Source organism: Acidithiobacillus sp. (assembly GCF_027322205.1).
In the GTDB taxonomy this organism is placed as follows: Bacteria; Pseudomonadota; Gammaproteobacteria; order Acidithiobacillales; family Acidithiobacillaceae; genus Acidithiobacillus.
Genome location: NZ_DAHVHY010000003.1, coordinates 58584 through 81965, shown reverse-complemented (window position 1 = coordinate 81965; position 23382 = coordinate 58584). Strand labels below are relative to the sequence as shown.

24 protein-coding genes, 2 tRNA genes and 1 pseudogene are annotated in these 23382 nt (G+C 59.6%); 11 read left to right on the top strand and 16 right to left on the bottom strand.

The genetic code is table 11. The features are described 5' to 3' along the window. From M7F93_RS01350 to M7F93_RS01330, 5 genes are all read right to left on the bottom strand, one after another. Nucleotides 1-738 (bottom strand): HesA/MoeB/ThiF family protein (locus M7F93_RS01350; protein WP_298167879.1); only part of this gene is annotated, 738 nt, incomplete at its 3' end. After that, the gene (locus M7F93_RS01345) at nucleotides 716-1138 is read right to left on the bottom strand and encodes a hypothetical protein (protein ID WP_298167876.1); all 423 of its coding nucleotides are present in this window, start codon (nucleotides 1136-1138) and stop codon (nucleotides 716-718) included. The genes M7F93_RS01345 and M7F93_RS01350, both read right to left, overlap by 23 nt. 70 nt (nucleotides 1139-1208) lie before the next feature. Next, a complete protein-coding gene (locus M7F93_RS01340; protein WP_298167873.1) occupies nucleotides 1209-2351 on the bottom strand; it encodes a lipocalin-like domain-containing protein in 1143 nt (380 codons plus the stop codon). After that, on the bottom strand, nucleotides 2344-4851 hold the full coding sequence (locus M7F93_RS01335) for an ABC transporter permease (RefSeq protein WP_298167870.1): 2508 nt from the start codon (nucleotides 4849-4851) through the stop codon (nucleotides 2344-2346). Before M7F93_RS01335 ends, M7F93_RS01340 begins: the two co-directional genes overlap by 8 nt. Next, nucleotides 4848-5564: an ABC transporter ATP-binding protein gene (locus tag M7F93_RS01330; protein WP_298167867.1), complete on the bottom strand. Its 717-nt coding sequence runs from the start codon at nucleotides 5562-5564 to the stop codon at nucleotides 4848-4850. Before M7F93_RS01330 ends, M7F93_RS01335 begins: the two co-directional genes overlap by 4 nt. A 98-nt stretch (nucleotides 5565-5662) precedes the next feature. Between M7F93_RS01330 and M7F93_RS01325 the strand changes: the two genes are divergently transcribed. The 6 genes from M7F93_RS01325 to M7F93_RS01300 all read left to right on the top strand — a co-directional run bounded on the left by M7F93_RS01325 (nucleotide 5663) and on the right by M7F93_RS01300 (nucleotide 10263). Further along, a tRNA-Ser gene (locus M7F93_RS01325) sits at nucleotides 5663-5755 on the top strand. Nucleotides 5756-5974: 219 nt separating this feature from the next. Then, a complete protein-coding gene (gene trxA, locus M7F93_RS01320; protein ID WP_298167864.1) occupies nucleotides 5975-6301 on the top strand; it encodes a thioredoxin TrxA in 327 nt (108 codons plus the stop codon). After that, nucleotides 6298-7674, top strand: coding sequence for a transcription termination factor Rho (gene rho, locus M7F93_RS01315; RefSeq protein ID WP_461262972.1), 1377 nt, complete (start codon nucleotides 6298-6300; stop codon nucleotides 7672-7674). Before trxA ends, rho begins: the two co-directional genes overlap by 4 nt. Before the next feature lie 75 nt (nucleotides 7675-7749). Beyond that, nucleotides 7750-7953 (top strand): 50S ribosomal protein L31, encoded by a 204-nt coding sequence (gene rpmE, locus M7F93_RS01310; protein WP_298167861.1) that lies wholly within the window; start codon nucleotides 7750-7752, stop codon nucleotides 7951-7953. 6 nt (nucleotides 7954-7959) lie between these two features. Further along, on the top strand, nucleotides 7960-9198 hold the full coding sequence (locus M7F93_RS01305; protein ID WP_298167858.1) for a malic enzyme-like NAD(P)-binding protein: 1239 nt from the start codon (nucleotides 7960-7962) through the stop codon (nucleotides 9196-9198). A gap of 3 nt (nucleotides 9199-9201) precedes the next feature. Then, nucleotides 9202-10263, top strand: a complete 1062-nt coding sequence (locus M7F93_RS01300; protein WP_298167855.1) for an AI-2E family transporter — start codon at nucleotides 9202-9204, stop codon at nucleotides 10261-10263. A 9-nt stretch (nucleotides 10264-10272) separates the two neighbouring features. On the opposite strand, the gene M7F93_RS01295 is transcribed toward M7F93_RS01300, so the two are convergent. Together M7F93_RS01295 and M7F93_RS01290 are read right to left on the bottom strand one after the other, a co-directional pair. Further along, complete coding sequence (locus M7F93_RS01295; RefSeq protein WP_298167852.1) at nucleotides 10273-10608, bottom strand: type II toxin-antitoxin system PemK/MazF family toxin; 336 nt, start codon at nucleotides 10606-10608, stop codon at nucleotides 10273-10275. Next, complete coding sequence (locus tag M7F93_RS01290; RefSeq protein WP_298167849.1) at nucleotides 10605-10913, bottom strand: hypothetical protein; 309 nt, start codon at nucleotides 10911-10913, stop codon at nucleotides 10605-10607. The genes M7F93_RS01295 and M7F93_RS01290 overlap by 4 nt, the downstream gene beginning before the upstream one ends. A 238-nt stretch (nucleotides 10914-11151) precedes the next feature. On the opposite strand from M7F93_RS01290, the gene ilvD reads away from it, so the two are divergent. Together ilvD and M7F93_RS01280 are read left to right on the top strand one after the other, a co-directional pair. Further along, on the top strand, nucleotides 11152-12828 hold the full coding sequence (gene ilvD / locus M7F93_RS01285; RefSeq protein WP_298167846.1) for a dihydroxy-acid dehydratase: 1677 nt from the start codon (nucleotides 11152-11154) through the stop codon (nucleotides 12826-12828). A 6-nt stretch (nucleotides 12829-12834) separates the two neighbouring features. Beyond that, complete coding sequence (locus M7F93_RS01280) at nucleotides 12835-13794, top strand: LabA-like NYN domain-containing protein (RefSeq protein ID WP_298167843.1); 960 nt, start codon at nucleotides 12835-12837, stop codon at nucleotides 13792-13794. Nucleotides 13795-13801: 7 nt separating this feature from the next. Here the strand turns inward: M7F93_RS01280 and argA are convergent, their stop codons facing one another. The 4 genes and pseudogenes from argA to M7F93_RS01260 all read right to left on the bottom strand — a co-directional run bounded on the left by argA (nucleotide 13802) and on the right by M7F93_RS01260 (nucleotide 16381). Further along, nucleotides 13802-15115, bottom strand: coding sequence for an amino-acid N-acetyltransferase (gene argA / locus M7F93_RS01275; RefSeq protein ID WP_298167840.1), 1314 nt, complete (start codon nucleotides 15113-15115; stop codon nucleotides 13802-13804). 15 nt (nucleotides 15116-15130) lie between these two features. Further along, nucleotides 15131-15441, bottom strand: a pseudogene (locus M7F93_RS01270) (BolA family protein). After that, the gene (locus M7F93_RS01265) at nucleotides 15438-15740 is read right to left on the bottom strand and encodes a YciI family protein (RefSeq protein ID WP_298167837.1); all 303 of its coding nucleotides are present in this window, start codon (nucleotides 15738-15740) and stop codon (nucleotides 15438-15440) included. The pseudogene M7F93_RS01270 and the gene M7F93_RS01265 overlap by 4 nt, the downstream one beginning before the upstream one ends. A gap of 83 nt (nucleotides 15741-15823) precedes the next feature. Further along, a complete protein-coding gene (locus tag M7F93_RS01260; RefSeq protein WP_298167835.1) occupies nucleotides 15824-16381 on the bottom strand; it encodes a septation protein A in 558 nt (185 codons plus the stop codon). Nucleotides 16382-16445: 64 nt separating this feature from the next. Here M7F93_RS01260 and M7F93_RS01255 point away from each other — a divergent pair, with 64 nt between their 5' ends. Beyond that, nucleotides 16446-17315: an ATP-binding protein gene (locus M7F93_RS01255; RefSeq protein WP_298167832.1), complete on the top strand. Its 870-nt coding sequence runs from the start codon at nucleotides 16446-16448 to the stop codon at nucleotides 17313-17315. A 385-nt stretch (nucleotides 17316-17700) separates the two neighbouring features. Here the strand turns inward: M7F93_RS01255 and M7F93_RS01250 are convergent. Continuing rightward, nucleotides 17701-17785 (bottom strand) — tRNA-Leu (locus M7F93_RS01250). Between the two features lie 55 nt (nucleotides 17786-17840). Here M7F93_RS01250 and M7F93_RS01245 point away from each other — a divergent pair. Then, a complete protein-coding gene (locus tag M7F93_RS01245; protein WP_298167829.1) occupies nucleotides 17841-18467 on the top strand; it encodes a nucleotidyltransferase in 627 nt (208 codons plus the stop codon). Between the two features lie 6 nt (nucleotides 18468-18473). Here the strand turns inward: M7F93_RS01245 and M7F93_RS01240 are convergent, their stop codons facing one another. The 4 genes from M7F93_RS01240 to M7F93_RS01225 form a co-directional block, all read right to left on the bottom strand. Next, nucleotides 18474-19397, bottom strand: coding sequence for a DMT family transporter (locus M7F93_RS01240; RefSeq protein ID WP_298167826.1), 924 nt, complete (start codon nucleotides 19395-19397; stop codon nucleotides 18474-18476). Nucleotides 19398-19516: 119 nt separating this feature from the next. Then, nucleotides 19517-20593 carry an NADH:flavin oxidoreductase/NADH oxidase gene (locus M7F93_RS01235; RefSeq protein WP_298167823.1) on the bottom strand — a complete coding sequence of 359 codons (1077 nt, stop codon included), beginning with the start codon at nucleotides 20591-20593 and terminating at the stop codon, nucleotides 19517-19519. Next, nucleotides 20590-21318, bottom strand: a complete 729-nt coding sequence (locus M7F93_RS01230; protein WP_298167820.1) for a dienelactone hydrolase family protein — start codon at nucleotides 21316-21318, stop codon at nucleotides 20590-20592. Before M7F93_RS01230 ends, M7F93_RS01235 begins: the two co-directional genes overlap by 4 nt. Before the next feature lie 54 nt (nucleotides 21319-21372). Then, a complete protein-coding gene (locus M7F93_RS01225) occupies nucleotides 21373-21990 on the bottom strand; it encodes a TetR/AcrR family transcriptional regulator (RefSeq protein WP_298167818.1) in 618 nt (205 codons plus the stop codon). Between the two features lie 145 nt (nucleotides 21991-22135). Between M7F93_RS01225 and M7F93_RS01220 the strand changes: the two genes are divergently transcribed. Beyond that, nucleotides 22136-23371: a hypothetical protein gene (locus M7F93_RS01220; RefSeq protein ID WP_298167815.1), complete on the top strand. Its 1236-nt coding sequence runs from the start codon at nucleotides 22136-22138 to the stop codon at nucleotides 23369-23371. Nucleotides 23372-23382 lie beyond the last annotated feature (11 nt).

Sequence of the window (23382 nt, the reverse complement as noted above, 5' to 3'; positions counted from 1 at the left end):
CAGGGCGATCTGCCGCCACTGCCAGCTTTGCGCATCCACTAGCAGGAGCTGCCCAGCCAGCGGGGAATGGCCCGTGCAGAGCAGGCGGATGGCTTCTGCCGCCTGCATACTGCCGAGTACGCCGAGGAGCGGGCCAAGGACGCCGCTGCGTGAGCAGGTATCTTCGGTGTCCTCCATGCCGTCCGGGTAGAGACAGGCATAGCAGGCGCTTTCCGGCACACGAGCATCAAAGACGGCGAGTTGTCCTTCCCAGCGGATGGCCGCTGCACTGATGAGGGGCTTGCCAGCGTTACGGCAGGCGCAGTTGATGGCGTGGCGGCTGCTGAAGTTGTCGGTGCAGTCCAGCACCAGATCGTGGGTGTCCAGTGCCGCCGCAAGAGACTCGGGTTGCGCTGATTCCGACCAGGCGCTGACCAGAATCTGCTGATTCATGGCACACAGTCGATCGCGTGCGGCCAGGGCTTTGGGGCGTCCCAGGTCGGTTTCGCTATAGAGAATCTGGCGTTGCAGATTGCTGAGTTCGACCTGATCCCCATCGCAGACGGTCAGGTTGCCGACACCCGCGGCCGCCAGATACTGGGCGGCCGGGCAGCCTAGTCCACCCATGCCGATGATCAGCACCCGGCTGGCAGCCAGCGCCTGCTGTCCGGTAATGTCGATTTCCGACAGGAGAATCTGGCGCGCATAACGCAGCAACGCAGTGTCGTCGAGGGCGTCAGCCATTGTTGATGAAGTCATAGTCGATGCTATTGTCTTGCACGGCCATGCCCATGCTGGCGGCGTAGCGGCCTTGCTGGCGATCAAGTCGGGCATGATAGCGTTCGCGGATAGCATCCAGCATCCAGAGGACTTCGCTGGGATGACCGACGGTGTCGTCATGCATCAGATGACGCAGATAGAGTGTGTCAGCATCTACCCGGATGAGCAGCGGCAGGGGCAGCGAAAGCGGCAACACGAAGCGATGCACCACCCATTCGATGGGTGTTGGCGGCGTACTCTCTGGAATACGGGCATCCACCCGGAAATGCCCGCCACCGCCAGGTTGCTCCAGCAGTTCGCGGAGGAATTGTTTCGGGAATCCGCGATGCACAATGATGGTGCGTCCGGTGAAGCGTTCCAGAAATCGTTGTTGCAGCAACAGACCTGAGCTTTCGTTGGGCATAGTGCTAGTGTAGCAACGCGGAGAGGATTGCTCCAGTTACGGAGCGCTATTGGCCCAAGGCCAGACGACCGCCATAGCCGGTGAGTTCCAGATAGCCTTTCCCTACGGTCTGCTGGCCCGTCATGGCGCGCACGGCGCCTTCCCAGTAAACGGTGCCGCTGCTGCGGCTGGCGTCGAATTCCTGATTGTCCATGAGCGGAACGATAGCGAGATGCAGGTTTCCCACCTGCATCTGCCAGCGTACAGGGTAGCGTATGCCGGTTTGCGGCGACCGCCACCAGCCAATGGGCTGCATGTGGATGTCTTTGGCCGGAATGTAGTGTACCTGGCCCAGCGCATTACGCTCTGTGCCGGCCAGCCAGAAGGGCGCACCATCGGCGCGGCGCATCATGAAGACCATGAGGGCACCGCCATCCTGCAGATTGATCCCCAGCCAATCCCAGCCGACGGCCTTTTTGGGCAGATACGCCGCCGACCATTCGTGATCCAGCCACGCCTCCCCGCTGACCAGCTCACGCCGTCCTTTGATGTCCACCGTTCCGCTGACCTTTAGATGCGGAAGGCTGTAGTAGTAGCTGGCATTCTTCGAGTCTGGACCCTTCTGGCTGATGCCCTGGGGACCTTCCAACAGCGCAGGTTGGGTAGGGGTGAATCGCAGTCGATAACGAATTTTATTGCCGTTGATGCGCGTCTCGTAATCCCGCCCCCGCTGACGCAGGTACCAATGGCGAATCCAGACATCGGTATGGTCTCGATCCGCCCCTGCTAATCCGAGACCAGCGCGCGCGGCCCGCTGCGCGGTAAGCAGATGCCTGATGCGAGGATCGCTCAGCGCCGCCTCGGCAAAAAGCAGTTCGCCGGGATTGAAGGCGCTGGGATTCGCCCAGACCTTAGGGGGCCGGACCCGGAAAAAGGTGATCTGAAATCCCAGTGGTTTTCCGGATGCGTTATGCAGCCAACCCGTTACATACCACCATTCAATGGGGAAATCCGGGTGACCGCCCAGGGCGTTGGGGAATTGCATGGGGTATTGCGGGGTGACCTTCACATCCGGCGTGGGCTGCAAAGGCAAGGGCGTTCCCGGCAGACTGAATTCGGCCTGCGCTGGTCCACAGAGCCCGCAGCACAGCACCAGAAGGCCGGAGCATATCCCTTTGCGCGGCAATACCGACCGTAAATGACTAATCATCGCGCAGCACCGTGGCTGTGTGGCGGATCGCCCGCCGTCCGGCCAGCACCATGGTGGCCGTGCTCGCCAGCCAGAGGATGGCACTCAGGGCCAGCAACAGCGGCCAGGACGGACGAAAGCCCATGTGCCAATGGAAAGACTGGGGATTGACCACTTCGATCAGGATGACGCTGATGGCCATCCCCAGCGCGCCGCCGATGAATATCCCGAGGAGCGAAAGGACGCTGCCCTCGGCAAAGAGCAGGGTGAGCAGATCATGCCGCCGCAGACCCAGATGCCGGAGCATTGCGAATTCGCTGCGGCGCATCAGCGTCTGCGCCCCGAAGCCGCTGCTCACCCCCAGTAGCCCGATCACCATGGCGACAGCCTCCAGTGCATAGGTGGCGACAAAGCTCTGGTTGAATATTTGCAGGCTCTTGCTGCGAATTTCTTTGGGGGTCGCGATCAATAATTGGCCACCATCGGGCAGTGTCTGCCGCAAGTTGCGGATGGCGGCCGGTATTGCAGCGCCGGGACGCAGCCAGAGGGCGACGCCATTGACCGCATCGTCTCCGGACCATGCGCGGTATTGCTGAATGGGTATGGACACCGATCCTTCCTGATAGGCGTAATCCCGATAAATACCGGCGATGGTCACCGCCCGCTCCTGCCCACCCAGCGGCAGATGGATCACCCGCCCGACCTGCCAGCCACTGATGCCTGCCAGAATCTCCGAAATCCACACGGGGGGCGGCTGTTGTGGCCCGACCCTGACCGCATGGAGTATCTGCAATTCCCGCTCCGGATCGCTGATGTTCATGCCTCGCGCGAGCAGCATCATCGGTGGATGTCCCGGCAACAAATTCAGGGTGATTCGCCGCAGGGGCGAGCAGGCGCGGACATTGGGCAGTGCGCAAAGCTGGTGCGCTGTGCCATGGGGGAGGACTGAGTCCCTATTCATCCCGGCCTGTACATAGAGGTCCGCGCGTAAGATGTCGGTCAGCCAGTTGGCGACCGAGTCGCGGAATGAACCCACCATCACCGCCATGGCCACGACCAGACTAAAGGCCACTACCACTGCAGCCAGGCTTTGCGCGGCCCGGCCAGGCGTGCCCCGCAGTTGTTCCAAAGCCAGACGCCAGACGGGTGCATGGGGCAGGGGAAAGAGCCGGGTCAGTGCGCGTAGGAGCGGTGCCAGCAAAAAGAGCAGGGCGAAGAGCAGGCAGGCTACCGCGCCGTAGGCCAGATAAGGGATGCCGTGGATGGCCGGAGCTAACGACCCTGCCAAGGCCAGTCCCAGGAGCAGCAGACCTATCCAGGGATGCTGACGCTGCTGATGGGCCTGCTCTTCAGAGCCGGCACGCAACGCCAGGGCGGGGATCGCCCGGCTGGTTTCCCAAGCCGGTAAAAAGGCGCCGGTCAGCGCCGCCCCCAGGCCCGCCACGAAAAAGATCAGCAGGAGTCCCGGATGCCATTGCAAGTGCAAAGCCGTAGCGCTGAAATACCCCGCCCCTAGATCGCCACCCATGTGTGCCAGGGCCAGCCAGGCCGCCAGCACGCCCAGCGGCAGACCCAGCAGCGCACCCGGCAGACCCAAGACCACCCCCTGCAACAATATGGCCAATACGACTTCCCGGCGGCGCAGGCCCAGGACCCGCAACAGGGCCAGTTGCTGACGTTGCCGTACTACCCCCATGGCCAGGGTGGAATAGACGAGAAAAGCCCCGGTAAACAGCGCCACCAGCGACAGCACCAGCAGGTTCACGCGATAGGCGCGCGAAGCATCTGCAGCCACCCGTCCCTGCTGCGCCGGGCTTTGTAACACGGCGCCGACCGGCAGATGTCTCTGCCATTGCGCGAGAAAGTTAGCGGTGGGTATTCCGGGGCGCAGACGCAGGTCGATCTGATTGAGGGTGCCGATTGTTTCCCACAGCCACTGTACTGCCGCAATATCCATGACGCCGAACGCTCTGCCGTCGCCCACACCCGGCAGTTCGCCGATGATTCGCAGCGTGCGTGGCTGTCCGTCCGCGTCAAGCGTCAGCGTATCCCCTACCCGTAGGCCGAGATACGCCAGTGCTGCCGGGCTCAGGGCAATGTGGTCAGGGGTCAGCAGGGCGAGCGGGCTGCGTATGTCCGGCGGTACCAGCGGTTGCCCCATGCGCGCCGCCTGGAAGGCATCAATGCCGAGAATGCGGAGCATGCCCTTCCGGGCGGGATGCAGTACCAGCGCCTGCAAGCGGATTTCCGGGGTGGCCACGGCCACACCCTTGGCCATACTCAGGCGCACATACCATTGTTCGGAAAAGCCCCGCCCCGGCGCCGTCAGGGTCAGGTCGGCCTGCCCCGACAGGCGCCGCAGCCCGGCAGAAAAATCGCTTACGGCCTGAATGTTGATGAGAGCGATGGCCAGTCCCAGTGCGACTCCCAGCGCAATGCCGATGATCGTGAGCAGGCTCGCACCCGGCCTCTGGCGGAGGGGGCGCCATACGGCGGCCTGCCACGGAACCCGGGTGATCACAGTGGATGGAAGCCCTGCGCGTCGAAATGCAGGCGTCGCTGCGCTCGGCCAGCCGCTGTCGCCGAATGGGTCACCAGCACAATGGCTGCCCCCTCTGCTTCTCCGGCCTCACGCAGGAGGCTGAGCACGGTTTCCGCAGATTCGGCATCAAGACTCCCCGTCGGCTCGTCCGCCAGGATCAGTGACGGATGATGGACCACCGCCCGCGCCACCGCAACCCGCTGCATCTCGCCGCCGGACAATTCTCGTGGCCAGGCCGCCAAGCGTTCGCTAATTCCAAGACGCTTGGACAGCATGTTAACCCGCTGAATCATCTCACGCCGGGGGAGAGCGTTCAGTCGCCAGGGCAGGGCGATATTTTCCTCTACGGTCAATTGTGGGATCAGGTGAAAGGCCTGAAATATAAAACCCATGTGCCGCCGCCGCAGGAGCGTACGCATGTCGTCATCCAGGGTGTCGAGCGGCTGACCCCTGAAAGTCATGTGCCCCGCATCGGGGCGATCCAGGCCGGCAATGATATTCAGCAGGGTGCTTTTGCCAACGCCGCTTTCCCCCATGATGGCTACGAAGTCTGCTGGTACTATGTTGAGGCTCGCATCGCGGAATAACCAGCGCTGAGGGTCTCCGGGAAGCCGTTTTGCCAGATTGTTCAGAACCAGAAGTGCAGTCACGCCATCCTTTCCAAGCTTTGCCAAATACAAATAGTTTACCATACGCCACCCCCGCTGTGGCGGCCATACCATTCTCCTGTACCTGATCGGTGCATCGGGTTTTGACCTTAGCCCCCGCAACGGGTTAGAATCCCGCTACCGGAGAGATGGCCGAGCGGCTGAAGGCGCTCCCCTGCTAAGGGAGTATGGGGCTAAACACTCCATCGAGGGTTCGAATCCCTCTCTCTCCGCCACCCTTACTGGCTTAAAATCCTAACTTTTAAAGTGACTGCCCATCGCTCTTGCATCCCAGTTTTATCGTGCTATCCTTCAATCACCTTATGGACTGAAAGAAGTGCTTATCTGCGGGCGCCATCCGGCGCATGTGGTCTCGGGTTAAACCCCTCGAATGATAAAAATCTCATGAATATCCACCAAAGCGTTGTACCCAACTGACAGAGGAGCCCTCTCCAATGAGCGATGCTATTGTTTACGTGTCTGATGATAGTTTTGAAACGGATGTACTGAAGTCCTCTAAGCCGGTTCTGGTCGATTTCTGGGCTGAATGGTGCGGACCTTGCAAGATGATTGCCCCCATTCTGGAAGAGGTCGCTGGCGAATATGCCGACCGCCTGCAGGTTGCCAAATTTAACATCGATGAAAACCCCGCCACCCCTCCTCAGTACGGCATTCGCGGCATTCCCACACTGCTCCTTTTCAAGGCCGGCAAGCTTGAAGCCACCAAGGTGGGTGCCCTGAGTAAAGCCCAACTGACCGCATTCCTGGATAGTCAACTTTGAATACACCACGTCCCCGCCGTAAATCTCCCCGGACGCCCAAGTCCTTCCCCAACGAAGACATTCTGGTAGACGACGAAGACGAGAGTACGCTTTGTCCGGCACCTGGCGCTTCGGCGATGAATCTGACCGATCTCAAGCGTAAAACAGCCGCTGAACTGGCGGTGATCTGTCAGGATATGGGATTAGAAGGTACCGCCCGCCAGAAGAAACAGGAAATCATCTTCAACATTCTCAAGGCGCATGCGCGTAACGGGGATGCTATTTATGGCGAGGGTGTGCTGGAAATTTTGCAGGATGGTTTTGGTTTTCTGCGCGCAGCCTCCGGGTCTTACATGGCAGGGCCGGATGACATTTATGTCTCGCCTTCGCAGGTGCGGCGTTTTCATCTGCAGACTGGAGACACCGTTTCCGGGCAGATTCGTCCTCCCAAAGAGGGGGAGCGCTATTTCGCATTACTCAAGGTGGAAAGCATCAATTTCGAAGCGCCGGAAGCGACCCGCAACAAGGTGAACTTCGACGATCTGACGCCACTGTTCCCCGAAGAGCGACTGCGTCTGGAGTCCGACAATATCCCCTACGGTGAAATGGCGCCGCGGATCATTGACTTGGTGTCACCCATCGGTAAGGGCCAGCGCGGTCTGATCGTTGCCCCGCCTAAAACGGGGAAGACGGTGTTGCTGCAGCAGATTGCACACGCCATCACCGCCAATCATCCTGAATGCTATCTGATCGTGCTGCTCATTGATGAGCGCCCGGAAGAAGTGACGGAAATGCAGCGCTCAGTGAAGGGCGAGGTGGTCTCCTCCACCTTTGATGAACCGGCGACGCGCCACACCCAGGTTGCAGAAATCGTCCTGGAAAAGGCCAAGCGCCTGGTCGAGCACAAACACGATGTGGTCATCCTGCTCGACTCCATTACCCGTTTGGCGCGCGCCTTCAACACGGTGGTGCCGTCCTCTGGCAAGGTGCTGACTGGTGGTGTGGACGCCAACGCACTGCAGAAGCCCAAGCGCTTCTTCGGCGCTGCGCGCAATATCGAAGAGGGCGGCAGCCTGACCATTATTGCCACGGCCCTGGTGGAAACCGGCTCCAAGATGGACGAAGTCATCTTCGAGGAGTTCAAGGGTACCGGTAATATGGAAGTGCACCTCGACCGCCGTCTTGCTGAGAAGCGTACCTACCCTGCCATCAATCTCAACAAATCCGGTACCCGTCGTGAAGAGTTGCTGGTCCAGGCCGACATGCTCAGTAAAATGTGGGTACTGCGCAAGTTGCTGGCGCCCATGGATCCCGTGGAATCCATGGAGTTCCTGCTCGATAAGGTGCGCGGCACCAAAACAAACGCAGAGTTTTTTGATTCCATGCATCGTTAAGCGTGTCTGCTGGACGTCCGCCCTGTCCGTCCCTATAATTCGCCTCTTTGTATCGAGGCCCCAAGAGTAGCCATCATGAAAACCGATATTCACCCCAAGTATGAAGAAATCACCGTCACCTGCAGTTGCGGCAATGTCTTCAAGACGCGTTCCACCGCGAGCCGTGATCTGCATATCGACCTCTGCTCCGAATGCCATCCTTTTTACACCGGTAAGCAGCGCGCCGTTTCTGCCGCCGGTCAGGTAGAGAAGTTCCGCAAGCGTTACGGCGGTCAGTAACTCGCTGTGACGGAGACCGATGCCCAGATAGATCTGCGGCGACGGGCGCTGGAGTATCACGCCCGTATGCCAGCGGGTAAGCTTTCGGTCATGCCGAGCAAGCCCTGCAGCAGTCAGGAAGATCTGTCTCTGGCCTACACGCCCGGTGTCGCGGCTCCGGTGCGGGAGATCGCTGACAATCCGGAAAAGGCCTACGACTATACCGCAAAGGGCAACCTCGTCGCCGTAGTCAGTAATGGCACGGCGGTGCTTGGTTTGGGTAATGTCGGGCCGCTGGCGGGTAAACCGGTCATGGAAGGCAAAGCGCTGCTCTTCAAACACTTCGCGGATATTGATGCGTTTGATATTGAAGTGCAGGCGAGGGATGCCGAGCACCTGATTGACGTCGTGGCGGCTATTGCTCCCGGTTTTGGCGGCATCAATCTGGAAGACGTCAGTGCTCCGATCTGTTTTCAGGTCGAAGAAACCTTGCAGGCCATGCTGGACATTCCCGTATTCCACGATGATCAGCATGGTACGGCCGTGATTGTGGCCGCGGCATTGCAGAATGCACTGGAATTGCAGGGTAAGGCGTTGGGTCACATCAAGGTCGCTATTGTTGGTGCTGGTGCTGCCGGACTTGCCATTGCGCGTATGTTACGGGCGCTGGGGGTGGCGGATGTTTTCCTGAGCGATTTGCACGGCGTGCTGCACAGCGGACGTATGGACCTCACCCAATGGCATAAGCCCTTTGCGGTGGCGCCTCAGGACTGGGATTTGGCGGCGATGTTGCGCGGTGCCGATGTGGTCATCGGCGTCTCTGTGCGCGGCGCCATTCCGGAAGCGGCGTTGCCGATGCTGGCGCCCAAGCCAGTGATTTTTGCACTCGCCAATCCCGATCCTGAGGTGGACCCCGCCGTAGCGCGGCGCCTGCGTCCTGACGCCATCATCGCCACGGGTCGTTCGGATATGCCCAATCAGGTCAACAATGTGTTGGGCTTTCCCTTCCTCTTCCGCGGCGCGCTGGATTGCCGGGCTCGGCAGATCAACCAGCCCATGCTGCTGGCGGCCGTCGATGCGTTGGCGAGGCTGGCGCGGGAGGCGGTGCCGGACACGGTGCAGGCCGCTTATGGGCTGACTGCAACGCAAGGTCTGGCCTTTGGCCCTGAGTACATTATCCCCAAACCTCTGGACCCGCGCCTACGGCAGCGGGTCTCTGGCGCAGTGACCGTTGCCGCGCGGGAAAGCGGTGTCGCGCGGCGTTAAATCATGATGCGTCTCGCGGATCTGACGGTTCGCGATCTGCGCTTCGCCTTCGGCCAATTGCTTGCCGCCGTTCTCTTTTTTGCCCTGGTCTGGAAAATCCTGTCCCCCTTTTTGCCAGCTCTTGGCTGGGCGGCTATTCTCGTTTATGCGACTTGGCCGCTGGCCGGTCCCATGCGCCGACATTGGCCGCCCGTGCTGGCAGCAGCGGGCGCCACGCTCATGCTGGCGTTGATTTTTATTCTTCCCGTACTTTTTCTGAGTATCACCCTAGGGACGGAGTTGCACCATCTACTGACTGACCTCGCCAGCCAGGATGCACACACGACCCTGGAAGCAAGGCTGAATCAGATACCTTGGGTGCATGATTTGCTCGCCCAGATTCCCGCCCCTTGGAAAGCGAAACTGATGCCCGGTGCGTTGTCTCCCGACCTCTCCGCCTGGGCGGGGCGGCTGGGCAGTGTTGCGGGCGGGATCGGGCGTTTCGGCGCTTTGCTTATGCTCGTTCTCATCACCACCTTTTTCTTCTACCGGCACAGTGAACTGCTGTTGGATCAGTTGCGCCGTTTTGTCGGCCAGGTGCTGGGACAGCGGGGCGACACCTATCTACGGACAGTGGCCAGCACCATCCGTGCGGTGATTTACGGCATTCTAGCGACCGCGGTGGCGCAGGGCGCCCTTGCGGGGGTGGGTTACGCGGTGGCAGGGCTGCCCGCGCCCGTATTGCTGGCCATCATCACCCTGCTGTTTTCCTTGATTCCCTTCGGTACCCCCCTGGTTTGGGGTGCCGCGAGCATCTGGCTGCTCTTTCAGGGCGATATCTGGGCGGGAGTAGGGCTGGCCCTGTGGGGTGCGCTGGTGGTGAGCTGGATTGATAACCTGATTCGCCCGTTGGTGATTTCCAACGCGGTACGGATTCCGTTCCTGCTGGTGCTCTTCGGGGTGCTGGGCGGCATTCTCGCCTTCGGTTTTCTCGGATTGTTCCTGGGGCCGGTGCTGCTGGCCGTATTACTGGCGATATGGGACGAGTGGTTGCGGCCAGCGACGCCTGTTGCGCCGCAGGGTTGAATGTCCGCTCTATGCAGTCAGCGCACTAAGTCCTAAAAATCGCATCAGCGCCCGGCTTACCTCCTGTATTTCTATAGTTTCGAGGTGACCGATGACGCTGCCAATCCGTTCCCGGGGCACAGTTACTGCCTTATCAATCATCACTTGCGAGGCAACGCGCAACCCATTGTCTGGACTGGGATGAATGGTCACACGTAGCAGATGTTCTGCGTGCAGTTCACTCGTCAGACGGAGCACCGTCACCGAGGGCAGCGCGACAAAAGCGTCTGCCTGCACCACCAGTGCCGGTCGCGGCTTACCGTAGTCGCCGGAGACGGCGATGGTCACCAGATCGCCGCGTCTCATGGCTTCCATTCTTCAGCAAAATCATCGCGTTCCAAATACGCATCCAACTCTCGCAGGACAGCGGATTCGTCGCTATCGAGTTCGCTGGCGCGCGCCGCGATAGCGCGTGATTGCCGCTGCGCCTCAGCCCCAAAAGCGCGCTGCGCCTTCTGTTTTACATAGGCGCGCATGAAGTCGCGTAGGACTTGGGCAGCGGGCTTGTCGTCGGCCTCTGTAGCGGCAACGAAGGCGGCTTTCAAAGTGGAATCAATGCGGAAGTTGAAGGTGTCACTCTTCGGGTGTTGACTGGTCCTCGGCATAATCATGATGGCCTCCTAAAATGTATTACATACAGCAGTTATAGTGTAATTACATTTTGTGACGGGGCCAAGCTCTTAGTTTCCTTTTGATCGCCTGCTTCTTGGCCTGTCTCACACTTAGCTCTATACTCTAGGCACTAATCAGGCGATCAGTGTGTTTTTACTCTGCACCCGATCGCGCCGCTGTCTGGGTGTTATCCACGCGATGCGCCCCCTGCTTGAACTTGCCACGAGGACCCCCATCATGCGCTCCGATATGATCAAAAAAGGCTTTGAACGCACCCCCCATCGCGCCCTGCTCAAGGCTTGCGGGGTGACGGATCAGGATATGGATAAGCCCTTTATCGGAGTGGCTAATTCCTTCATCGACATCATTCCCGGTCATGTGCATCTGCAGGAGTTCGGCCGTATCGTCAAGGAGAATATCCGCGCGGCAGGGGGTGTGCCCTTCGAGTTCAATACCATCGGCGTGGATGACGGCATCATCATGGGTCACGATGGTATGCGTTACTCGCTGCCGAGCCGTGAACTGATTGCGGATTCCATCGAGACAGTGGTACAGGCCCATCATCTGGATGCGCTCATCTGTATCCCCAACTGCGACAAGATCGTGCCCGGTATGATTATGGGCGCGCTGCGCTGTGACGTGCCCACGGTATTTGTCTCCGGCGGCCCCATGGAAGCCGGACATCTGTCTGATGGAACGGCGATCGATTTGGTGACCGCCTTTGAGGCGGTCGGGCAGTTCAAGCGCGGGCAAATCACGCAAATGCGTCTCAAAGAGATTGAAGATAAAGCCTGCCCGACCTGCGGTTCCTGCTCCGGCATGTTCACAGCCAACAGTATGAACTGCCTGATGGAAGTCCTCGGGATTGCGCTGCCTGGCAACGGCACCATTCTGGCGACCGCGGCGGCGCGCCGCGACCTGGTGCGGCAGGCTGCGGACCGGGTGGTGGCGCTGGCGCTGGCGGGCGGGCCGACCATGCGGCAACTGGTGGATTTCGATGCGATCGACAACGCGTTCATCCTCGATATGGCCATGGGCGGCTCCACCAACACTGTGCTGCATACCCTGGCTATCGCCCGGGAGGCCGGTCTGGAGTATCCGCTGGCGCGGTTGAACGACCTGGCGCAGCAGGTGGCCTACCTCGCCAAGGTGTCTCCGGCCCTGTCCACGGTGCATATCGAGGACATCGGCCGCGCTGGCGGCATTCCCGCCATTCTGCATGAAGTGCACAAGCGCAATCCCGAGGTGCTGCATCTGGACAAGCCGACGGTCAGCGGCCAGAGTTTGCGCGAGATTGTGACAGCGGCGGCGGTCAAGGACAGTAAGATCATCCATCTGGCCAGCGATCCCATTTCCCCTACCGGCGGCCTGCGGGTGGTCTTTGGCAATCTCGCGCCCGAAGGCGGTATCGTCAAAATTGGTGCGGTATTGCCCGCCATGCGGAAGTTCTCGGGACCCGCGAAGATTTTTGAGAGTATGGAAACGGCGGCGGACGGTATTCTCGCCGGTGAGGTCAAGGCCGGTAATGTGGTGGTGATCCGCTATGAAGGTCCGAAGGGTGGTCCCGGCATGCCGGAAATGCTGACGCCTACCGCCAACATCATGGGCATGGGGCTGGGCGAAAGCGTCGCATTGATTACCGATGGCCGTTTCAGTGGGGCGACCCATGGGGCCTGTATCGGCCATATCTCCCCGGAGGCCGCAGAGGGCGGCCCTATCGGTCTGCTGAAAGATGGTGACATCATTTCTCTTGACCTCGATAACGGCAAAATCCACGTCGACCTGAGTGATGAGGCATTGGCCGAACGCCGCAAGCACTGGGTGCCGATCGAAAAACCCCTGAAGTCACCATGGTTGCGTCGCTATCGCAAGCTGGTGACTAACGCCGCCAACGGCGCCATTCTGGAGTCCTGAGCATTTATGAGTACTGGTGAGCTACATATTGGCGTCTATGTGGATGCCGAAAATATTCGCTACAACGGCGGTTATTCCATGCGTTACGACGTGCTGCGGCGCTTCGCCGGACGGGAGGACGAGGCGCGGTTGCTGCGCCTGAATACCTATATGGCGGTAGATGGTGAGCGCATGAAGCGTGACCATGAATACCGGGAACGGATTCGAGGCTATCAGCAGGCGGTGCGCGATCTGGGTTGGAAAATCATCGAAAAGCCGGTGCGCTGGTTTGTGGACGAAGAAGGTAACAGTATGTCTAAGGCCAATGCCGACCTCGATCTGGCTGTGGATGTGATGCTGCAGTCGGAGCGACTGGACCAGGTGTTGTTGGTTACCGGCGACGGGGACTTTTTGCAGGTGGTGCGCGCCTTGCAAAACAAGGGGTGTCGGGTCGAAGTGTTGGCCTTTCGTAATGTTTCCCGGGAATTGCAGCACGAGGCCGACGCCTTCTATTCGGGGTATTTGGTGCCGGGTCTGATTCCCTTACGCGGCGATGTGCGGGTGCCGTGGGGGGAGATGGGTTCACGCATCCGCGGTATCTGCATTCGCTGGGAGGCGGACCGTGGTTTCGGCTTCATCCGTTTTCTGACCGCCATTTCCGCCCGTTTGTGGGTGACGGATACCCGGCAGGAGGACTCTCCTTACGAGTCGGCCTTTGTCCACATTTCTGACTTGCCGCGCGAGCTGGATACGGATGATCTCCCGAGCCGGGACATCATTCTGGAGTTTGACATTGAGCCCAGCGAGACGGAAAAGGGTGGCTTCATCGCCCGCCGCTGCACGGTGGTCAATCGCTATGATGGCCGCACCGGGGGCTTGTCTAAGCAGTCCGACCGCGCCGCCGTCACGGAACGGGGGGAGGGGGGGGCGGACCCCTCTTTGGAAGACGAGTCCGAGGAGCATGAGACGGTCGCTGAGCCCTCCTGACCCCACTTCAGGCGATCAGGCTGCGAAAAAATACCTGACTACGGCGCTGGAAGTTGTAGAGGTGCTGCCGCGGTACCGGTAAATCCTCCAGGGTGCTGTGGTGAAAGCCGCGCTCCAGAAACCAGTGGGTCGTCTGGGTGCTGAGCACGAAAATCTGCTCCAGCTTCTGCTCCCGCGCCTGCTCCAGACAGTAGTCGAGCAGTTGCTCACCGCGCCCCTGGCGGCGATAGTGGCCGTCCACCGCGAGGCAGGCGACTTCGGCCATTCCCTGATCAGGGTAGGGATACATGGCTGCACAGCCGATGATCTTGCCGTCCCGTTCCATGACCACAAAACGATTGGCTTCCATTTCGAGGCGTTCCCGGCTGCGCCGCACCAGCACGCCGCGCTCTTCCATGGGACCGATCAGGTCAAGGATGCCGGGGATGTCGGCGACGGTGGCGGTCCGCAGGTGCTCAAAAGGGTCTTGAGATATGAGTGTACCGAGGCCGTCGCGGGTGAAGAGTTCGCGCAGCAGCGCACCATCCACCTGCCGGGATATGAGATGGACACGATCCACCGTTCCGGCGCAGGCGATGGCGGCACTGTGCAGATGTTCGCGCAAGTCACCTTGGATGTCGTCCCGCGTGAGCAACTCCGGCAGCTCGGACAACGTAACCTGGCGCAGGAGTTGGCCCTGGGCATCGGTCACGCCGTCTTCGTCCATGAAAAAAACCAGCTTGGCGGCGTGCAAGGCCAAGGCAGCTGCTACGGCCACTTCCTCCGCGCGGATGTTGAACAGGGTGCCCGTCGGCGAGACGCCGATGGGGGAGAGCAGGACGATTTCGTCGGCGGCAAGATGGCGTTGGATGGCCTCTGTCGCTACCCTGCGCACCTGCCCGGTATATTGGTAATCCACCCCCTCCAGCACCCCAAGGGGCTGGGCGATGATGAAGTTGCCGCTGACCACCTGCAACCCGGCATGGGCCATGGGCGAGCCCATTTGCCCCTCGGACAATGCCGCCTCCACCACCAGACGGGCGCCGCCTACCGCCTCGCGGAGTACCTGCATGGCCGCCAGGTCGGTGATGCGCTTGCCATTGACCCGCTCGGTGCGCAGTTGGTGGGCCAGCAGTGCCGCGTCAATCTGCGGCCCGGCCCCGTGCACCAGAACGACATTGATGCCCAGGCTGTTGAGCAGGGCGATGTCATGGGCGAGGCTGCGGATGCTGCCATCCGCCAGGGCGTCGCCACCGAAATTGATGACGAAGGTCTGCCCGCGAAAGCGATGAATGTAGGGCGAAGACTCGCGGAAGCTGCGGACGAAGCTATCGGCTGGCATCTGAGCACGCCGCCCCTAAAGGACATTCAGGGCGATGGCTGGACGCTGTGTTTTGGGCGGGTTTTGGGCGGCATACTCCTCCGGGCTATAGGCCTTGATCGACAGCGCGTGTATCTCCTGACGCACCGGGTCGGTGGCCGTATTGACCAGACGGTGACGTGCCAATGGGCCAAGCCCGCGAACTGGCTGCTGACAATGCTCACCTCGTAATGCCCGCCACCGCCGGACGACGCATGACCGCTGTGGGATTCCGTCCGGTCATTGATTTCCAGGAATTCCGGACTCAGGGCGTCACGCAATAAATTACCAAGGATTTCTTTGTTCATGGCAAAAATACTCCTTTATAAGGGCGAACGCTGACATCTGCGTAAACACCGGCACTGAGATAAGGTTCGGCGGCAGCCCAGGTATGGGCATCCTCCAGCGAGTCAAAACGGGCAATGATCAGGCTGCCGGTAAAGCCCGCTTCGCCCGGTTCTTCACTGTCTATGGCGGGAAATGGCCCCGCAGTCAGTAAACGCCCCTCGGATTGCAATTGATGCAGGCGCGCCAGATGATCGCCCCGCGCCGTCTGGCGCTTGCTCAGGGAATCGGGATTGTCCGTGCCAATAATGCAGTAATACATGAACCTTTTTCCTGTCGGTGAGATGTATGCCCTAAAGCTGCCCCATTTGCAGTCCGTTGGCAACCGTCTCCGCTAATCAGCGACTACGCCGACGAATCGCCATCCTTCGCCTCTTGCGGCAAAGCACGCGAGATCACCACCGCTTGAAAGAGCACGAAAATGACGGTGATGGCGAGCATGCCGAAGAGTTTGAAATCCACCCAGATACCCGTCGAAAATGCGTAGGCCACGATCAGATTCAAGGCCGCCCCGAAGAGAAAGAAGGCAATCCAGTAGCCATTGAGGCGCCGCCAGAAGGAGCGGGGGAGGGCCGCGGGCAACTGCCCGCCCATCAAGCGTTGCAGGAGCGGCTCCTCGCGCCAGTGGGTAAAGAGCAGGGCCGCCGCGAACAGCACATAGAGAATGCTGGGTTTGATCTTGATGAAGATATCGTTATGGAAGTACAGAGTCAGGCCGCCGAAGGCGAGGATCAGCAGTGTGGAGATCCAGGTCATGGTTTCGACCCTGCCGCGCCGCCACCACTGCCAGCCCATCAGCACGATGGCGGCGGCGATGAGTACCTCGGTGGCCGTGTAGATGCCATGCATCTTGTAGGCGATGAAAAAGAGAATGATGGGGAGGAAGTCGGTAAGCAGTTTCATGACGCGCCGCAGTAAATGGGGTTAAACTCTAGACTATCTAATCACAGAAAGGAGTTCGTGGACAGTGGAACGTCAACTGATCATCCAGAGTTTGGCCGCGCTTTTGGGGGATGGCGGCAGCCACCCCCTGCCGGATTTTACCGAGGTGAAGGCCGCTCGCTGGCGCCACCTGCCCCTCGGCGGCCGTCTGGAGGGGGTGGCGCGCGTGGACTTGCCGGAGATGGACGAATTGCTGGGTATCGAAGACACCAAGGCCGCACTGGACTTGAATACCCGCCAGTTTGTCGCCGGTTTTCCCGCCAATGACGCCTTGCTCTGGGGCGGGCGGGGCACAGGCAAGTCTTCGCTGGTCAAGGCGCTCCTGCGTCGCTATGCGGATCAGGGGCTGCGGGTGATTGAAATCGATCCGGATGGCATCCTCGACCTGCCGGAGATTCTGGCGGCGCTGCAGGCGGCCGATCCACGACAGGCTTATTACTTCGTGCTCTTCTGCGATGACCTGTCTTTCGGCGCCGATGACCCCGGCTACAAGGCCCTCAAGTCGCTGCTGGACGGAGGGGTGGAGGCGCGTCCGGACAATGTGCTGCTCTACGCCACCAGCAACCGGCGGCACCTGATGCCGCGCCATTTCGCCGACAATGAGGAATATCACCGCCACGGTGAGGAGATCATCCCCGGCGAGACGGCGGAAGAAAAAATCAGCCTCTCCGAGCGCTTCGGCTTATGGCTGGGCTTTTATCCCTTTGATCAGGCCATGTATCTGGATATTTGCATTATCCATCTGCAGCGTCTGGGAGTGCGGACGCCGCAGGCGGAATGGCGGGAGGAAGCCCTGCGCTGGGCCTTGCAGCGCGGCTCGCGCAGTGGCCGGGGGGCGCGGCAGTTTGCCCGCCACTGGGCCGGGTCCAGGGCACTGGCGGTGGCGGCACGATAGCAGCTTATCCTTCCGATCGTGCGCCGAGTTCGCATAGCCCATCCGGCGCTCGCAGGATCAAAGGATATTTGCCAATGTTTACAGCCTGAACCACTGACCGCGCAGGTGCGCAACCTGCTCAAAAAATTGCATGCACAGGCGCCTGCCCAGGTGGGTGAAGTGGATACCCTCTGCATCAATCGAGAATATCAGGTATCCGCCACCTTGGGTGACTAGCCACGGTCTGTGCAAGATCGGCATGCGGCTCTCGCGTGCGGGCAACTACCAGAACGCTGGTATCCATGTAAACACGCATCATCAACTCAGTACGTTATCTTCGGTGTGCAGCAGTTGGAATCTGGCGCAGTCATCGCACGCTGCCGCTTCGCCAATGCGTGGAAGCTATTGGTGCGAAAGGCGAGACTCGAACTCGCACGGCCTAAACCGCTGGAACCTAAATCCAGTGCGTCTACCAATTCCGCCACTCTCGCATTCGCGCTATCTTATGCGGAATGGCGTTTGCGGACAATGACCGGGGTGCAAAAGATGGCCAAGTCACAGCAACAATCCCGTTTGCGGCGCTTGCTGGTGGTGGAGTCGGCACGAATCATGGCCGATGAGGGCGTGGTGGACTTTCGGGTGGCCAAGGAAAAGGCGGCCCGGCGCTTGGGGGTGGGGGGCGATGCCCAGCAGGGTTGGCCAAGTAATGCGGAGATTGAAGAGGAATTGCATTCGCGTCTGCAACTTTTTCATGGCGAGGCTCATAGTGCGGAGTTACGCCAGCTCCGCGAGCAGGCATTGCAAGCTATGCACTGGCTCACTGAGTTTCAGCCGCGCTTGACCGGGCCGGTCCTGAGCGGGACGGCGACGCGCCATACGGCCATCACGCTCCATCTTTTTGCCGATACGCCGGAGAGTGTGCTCTTTTTTCTGATGGATCAGCAGGTCGCTTATGAAGAAGCCTGGCAGCGACTCCATTATGGGGATGCGCCAGCCCGCGACTATCCTTCCCTAAAATTGAATTATGCCAGCGCGGATTTGCGCCTGGTGCTCTTTGATCTGGATGAGGATCGGCGCAGCCCTGCATCTCCTGTGGATGGCAAGCCTTTGCGACGAGCGACGCTGGGACAGGTGCAAAAATTGTTGGCAGAACCGCTGACGAACCCTGTCTGAGACGTGTTACTCCTGCCCGGTGGGCAGGATAATGTCGTCGCGATTGCGAGGGCGCAGGTGTCGCCAGCCCACCAAAGCCAGGGCGATAAAAATGCCAGCCATGCCGATTCCCTCCCAGTGGCCCGGCCGCTCGCCCAATTGCAGCCAGGCAGCAACCACGCCGATCAGTGGTACTGCCAGGGTGCCCATACCGGCAATGCCCGATGGGAGTTCCTGCAAGGCATAGGCCCAGAGAAAATAGGCGAGAGCGGTTCCGGGGATGGCGTTATAGAGCAGCGCGCCGATAAACAGTGGTGTCCAGTGCACTTGCAGCGGGTCCATCAGTAAGGTGAGGATGATCAGGCCCAATCCGCCAAAAATGCTTTGCCAGAGGGTGCCGTTAAAGAGATCCAGGCCCGGCGGCGCATAACGCTTCTGCCAGAGGGCAGAGGCGGCCCATAAAATTCCTGACAGCAGGGCAAGCAGACTGCCGGTCCAGTCACCGCTAAAGCTCCAGGGCCGGAGGATGGCTACCAGACCGAGCAAGGCCAGAGCCAGAGCAGGCCACTGCAAGCCATGCAGGCGTTCGCCCAGCACGGGCCAGGCAAAAATAATGAGCCAGATAGGCATCATGTAGACGAGGATCGCTGTTTTGCCTGCCCCGTCATATTCCAGTGCCCACAGGGCAAGACCGACGAAGCCGGTGGTCTGCAACAAACCAAAAGGAATGATGTAACGCGCTGCGGGCATGGCCAATGGCCGCTTCATCCACAGCATCAGCGGAATGAGCACCAGTACACTCACCCAGACACGCAAGGTTGCAAAGAGCAGGGGCGGGCAGTCCGCAATGGCGACTTTCATAACCACCCAGTTATAGCCCCAGATCAGGGAGAGCAGGGCAAGGGCAGTAAATGGTAGCAGAGCCATGGGATCTGGCGATTCTCTGGTCATGGATACGGTTCCGTAGTGGCAGCGAATAAGAAAGACGCCTGCATAAAGAAACCGGGACAGGAATGCACCTGCCCCGGTTGGCGTTCAAAGAGGTGGTTACTTTCCTCTACCGGCGGTTATCAGGGGCGCGGTCTGGCGCGGTCATACTGCTCAGGCCAGGCGACATCTACACCGAGTTCCCCGGCAGCGTGGAGGGGCCAGTAGGGATTGCGCAGCAGTTCACGCGCCAGGGCTACGCCATCGGCCTGCTCCGTGACGAGGATATGCTCGGCCTGTATGGCCTCGGTGATCAAGCCGACCGCGACTGTGGGAATGCCCGCCTTCTGGCGGATAATGCTGGCGAAGGGCGTCTGGAAGCCGGGACCGGCGGGGATCACCGCGTCGGGCGTCATGCCGCCGCTGCTGCAATCGATAACATCGACGCCATGTGCTTTGAGTATCTTGGAAAGGGTCACAGATTGCTCCAAATCCCAGCCGCCGCGGACCCAGTCTGTAGCGGAGATGCGCACCCAGAGGGGCAGGTGTTCGGGCCAGGCCGCACGTACGGCATCGGTGATTTCGAGGGGCAGGCGCATACGGTTTTCCAGGCTGCCGCCGTAGGTGTCGGTGCGTTGATTGCTGATCGGAGAGAGAAAATTGTGCAGCAAATAGCCGTGGGCCATGTGCAATTCCAGCACTTGAAAACCCGCCGCGAGAGCTCGTCGGGTTGCGGCCACAAAATCTTTGCGTACCTTTTCCAGGTCTCGTTCGACCATAGCATGTGGTGACGTGTGGCTATGGCTAAAGGGCAGGGCACTGGGTCCTACCGGCTCCCAGCCGTCCTCTGTATTCGCTGCAATAGGATGACCACCGAGGAAGGGCGGCTGTGTGGAGGCCTTCCGTCCGGCATGCGCGATCTGGATGGCGGTAACCGCCCCCTGTTCCTTCATGAAGGCGACGATGGGTGCCAGGGCCCGTGCCTGGGCATCAGTCCAGATGCCCAGGTCGCGGGGAGAAATACGACCCTCCGGACTTACTGCGCTGGCCTCGACCATGACCAAGCCCGCACCACCCACAGCGCGGCTGCCGAGGTGCACCATGTGCCAGTCACTCGCCACTCCATCCGGGGTGGCGTACTGGCACATGGGTGCCACACAGATGCGGTTACGCAACTCGACACTGCGCAAGGTCCAGGATGAAAAAAGCTTCAGACTCATGCCGTGGTTCCGAGATGACGGGCGAAGTGGTCGAGCGCCAGACGCCAGCCTTCTTTAGCCGCCTCCGGACGGAAACTGTCCCGTGGATCAGCAAAAAAGCCGTGTGGTGCGCCTGGGAAGAGGGTCAGGGTATAGCGCTTTTGCGCGGTGCTCAGCGCGGTAGCAATGCGGCCATGCTCTTCGGGGGTGATGGACTGATCTTCCGCGCCATACAGTAGCAGCAGTGGGGCGCGCATCTGATCCACCAGATGCAGCAGGGGCTTGCGTCCGGCCGGGTCCTGATCAGGAGCGATACCAGCACCATAAAAAGCCACGGAGGCGCTGAGTTTGTCCGCATGGACGGCATTCGCCATGAAGGCAAAACGCCCACCCATGCAGAAGCCCAGCACACCAATCGCGTTTTTGCGTACTTCAGCGCGCTGCTGCAATGCCGCGATGGCCAGTCCGGCTTCTTGCATGGCAAGGTCATCGTGCAGTGTCCTGAGATGGCCGATGGCCCCATTAAAGTCTGAATATTCATAGATCTTGCCATGATAAAGGTCGGGAACAATGGCACAATATCCGGCTTTGGCGAGACGCTCAGCGACGTCCTGGAAATGGGCATTGACGCCAAAGGCTTCAATGAATACCACAATGGCCGGATGGGGACCCGCACCGGCAGGCCGGGCGTACCAGGCACGGGGACCATTATCGAGCTGAATCCATTCAGATGTAATCTGGGACATAAGGGTTCCTCTCCAGGTTAGTATGGTGTTACGCGTAATACGGGGCAGTCTGATTCAGGCTGCCAGTGATTGGACATAAAGCTGCAGTTGTCGCAGACACCGCTGATAGGCTTCGACGGATTGGGCATTTTTGCCGAGGCCGACACAGCCCTCAATGGCGGCAACGATGAACAGGGCGACCTCTTTGGGCGCGACGTCGGCGCGGACTTTCTGTGCTTGTTGTCCATCCGCCAGCGCTGTTGCCATCACCTCAACCCAGAGTTCAAGAATTTGCTGCAGGCCACGGCGAAATTCTTCATCCAGCGGACTCATCTCCTGGATAAGATTATTCAGGGGGCAACCGTAACGAATTACCGATTCATCTGCAGTCCTGATTTTTTCTTCGAGGATGCGCTGGAGGCTGGCTAAAGGATCGTCGTGTTCGGTAAAAGGGGCGAACCAGCGGGCCGCCAATTGTGGGGCGATCACTTCTTTGATGACGGCCAGGCCAAGTTCGCGCTTGGTACCGAAGTGATGGTAAAGCGCGCCCTTACTGACTGAAGTGTTGGCGAGAATGCGCTCTAGGCTGGCGGCCTGATAGCCGGACTCCAGAATCTCGGTATAGGCGGCATCCAGCAGATCGCTGCGCGTTTGCTCCGGATTGCGGGTCTTGCGTATAGCCTGTGTCGTCATAGGTTTGAAAGATACCGACCAAGCGGTATCTTGTCAATAAATTTGTATGGGCATCAGCAAAATGCAGGTAATGCGGCCGATGCGTTGGCCACTTTGATCAATGGCGTTACACTGGCTGCCTGAGGTGCGAATTGGGGTGACTGGCATGAATGCGTCAATAGATTTCCAGCGACAGGGCGACAAGCAGAATTCCGCTTTTTTTGAAGAGTGGCTGGGCCGCTTGCTGGAAGATCGAGACCGCCAGGGGCTGAGCGAAAACATCGGCCGCATCGATAGTCTGATGATTACGGTAGAGCCTGGGCATTCTGCGGCCTACGTCGGTGAACTCTGTCTGATGACACCTTATAACTATCTGGTCACCCTGGAGACGGAGCGGCATTCGACCCACATCCTGCGTATCGATATGAATGCTCCCGACGTCTTGGTCCGTGAGGTGAAAGATCCCAACCTGCACGGTATCTTCCGCAGCCTCAATGAGGTCTACCCCATTGGCGCGCAACGGCCAAACTCCCGGTATATGGGTGAAATCTTTCAGGTTAAAAATCTGCACGAGGTGGTGGAGACGCAGAAGGTTCGGGAAATTCGCTTTTTCAATCAGGAGCAGGTCTGGCAGCTGGAGTTACCCGGGAATATGGCCATCGTTAAGCCCTCTCCTTATACCCATAATATTGTTGGTTACTGGGAGCGCCCCGATGATCATATCCGCGTCTATTCGCTGGGTGTGTCGTCCATCCGGGAGGACATGCAGGCGGCTTTTGAACGGGCCAAGGCATTGCGTGAAAAACTCGGCCTCGACAGGCTGCTCCTGCCCATCGACCATCTGGCCACACGGGTATACAGCCAGAACCGGGAGGCGGCCATTCTCGAGTATCTGACCCTGTCCAGTTATTACTATTGGGGTTCTTACGATATTCCTGATCAGAACTCGTCCACGAATGTTACCAAGAGTGTGCATTTCGCCAGCGAACTCCAGAGCCCTGCCAAGGTTTTTACGGCAGCGAATCACCCGTATTTCTGCAACCATCTGATTGGCAAACCTTCGCCCACCGAAGCCTTTGTACGAAACTTTGGACCACGTTTGCATCATCTGGCGGTGGCGGTGAAGGATGGACGCATCGGAGATCAGATCAATATCGACCATGTGGTAAGCGCCCTGCAGAATTGCGGGCAGAAATTCCTGCTGGAGGTCATTGGCTCAGAGCAGGAAGGGCTAAAGCAGATCTTCTCCAGCGCCTCGGAGCATTCCTCACTCATTGTGGAGTATGTACAGCGCTTCGGAGATTTTCAGGGCTTTTTCACTAAGGATAATGTCGCCGACCTGACGGCGGCGGCAGGTGCGGATGAGACCCTACGCCGCTTGGATGCGGCGGCGCGTGTCTGAGCGGAGAAGCG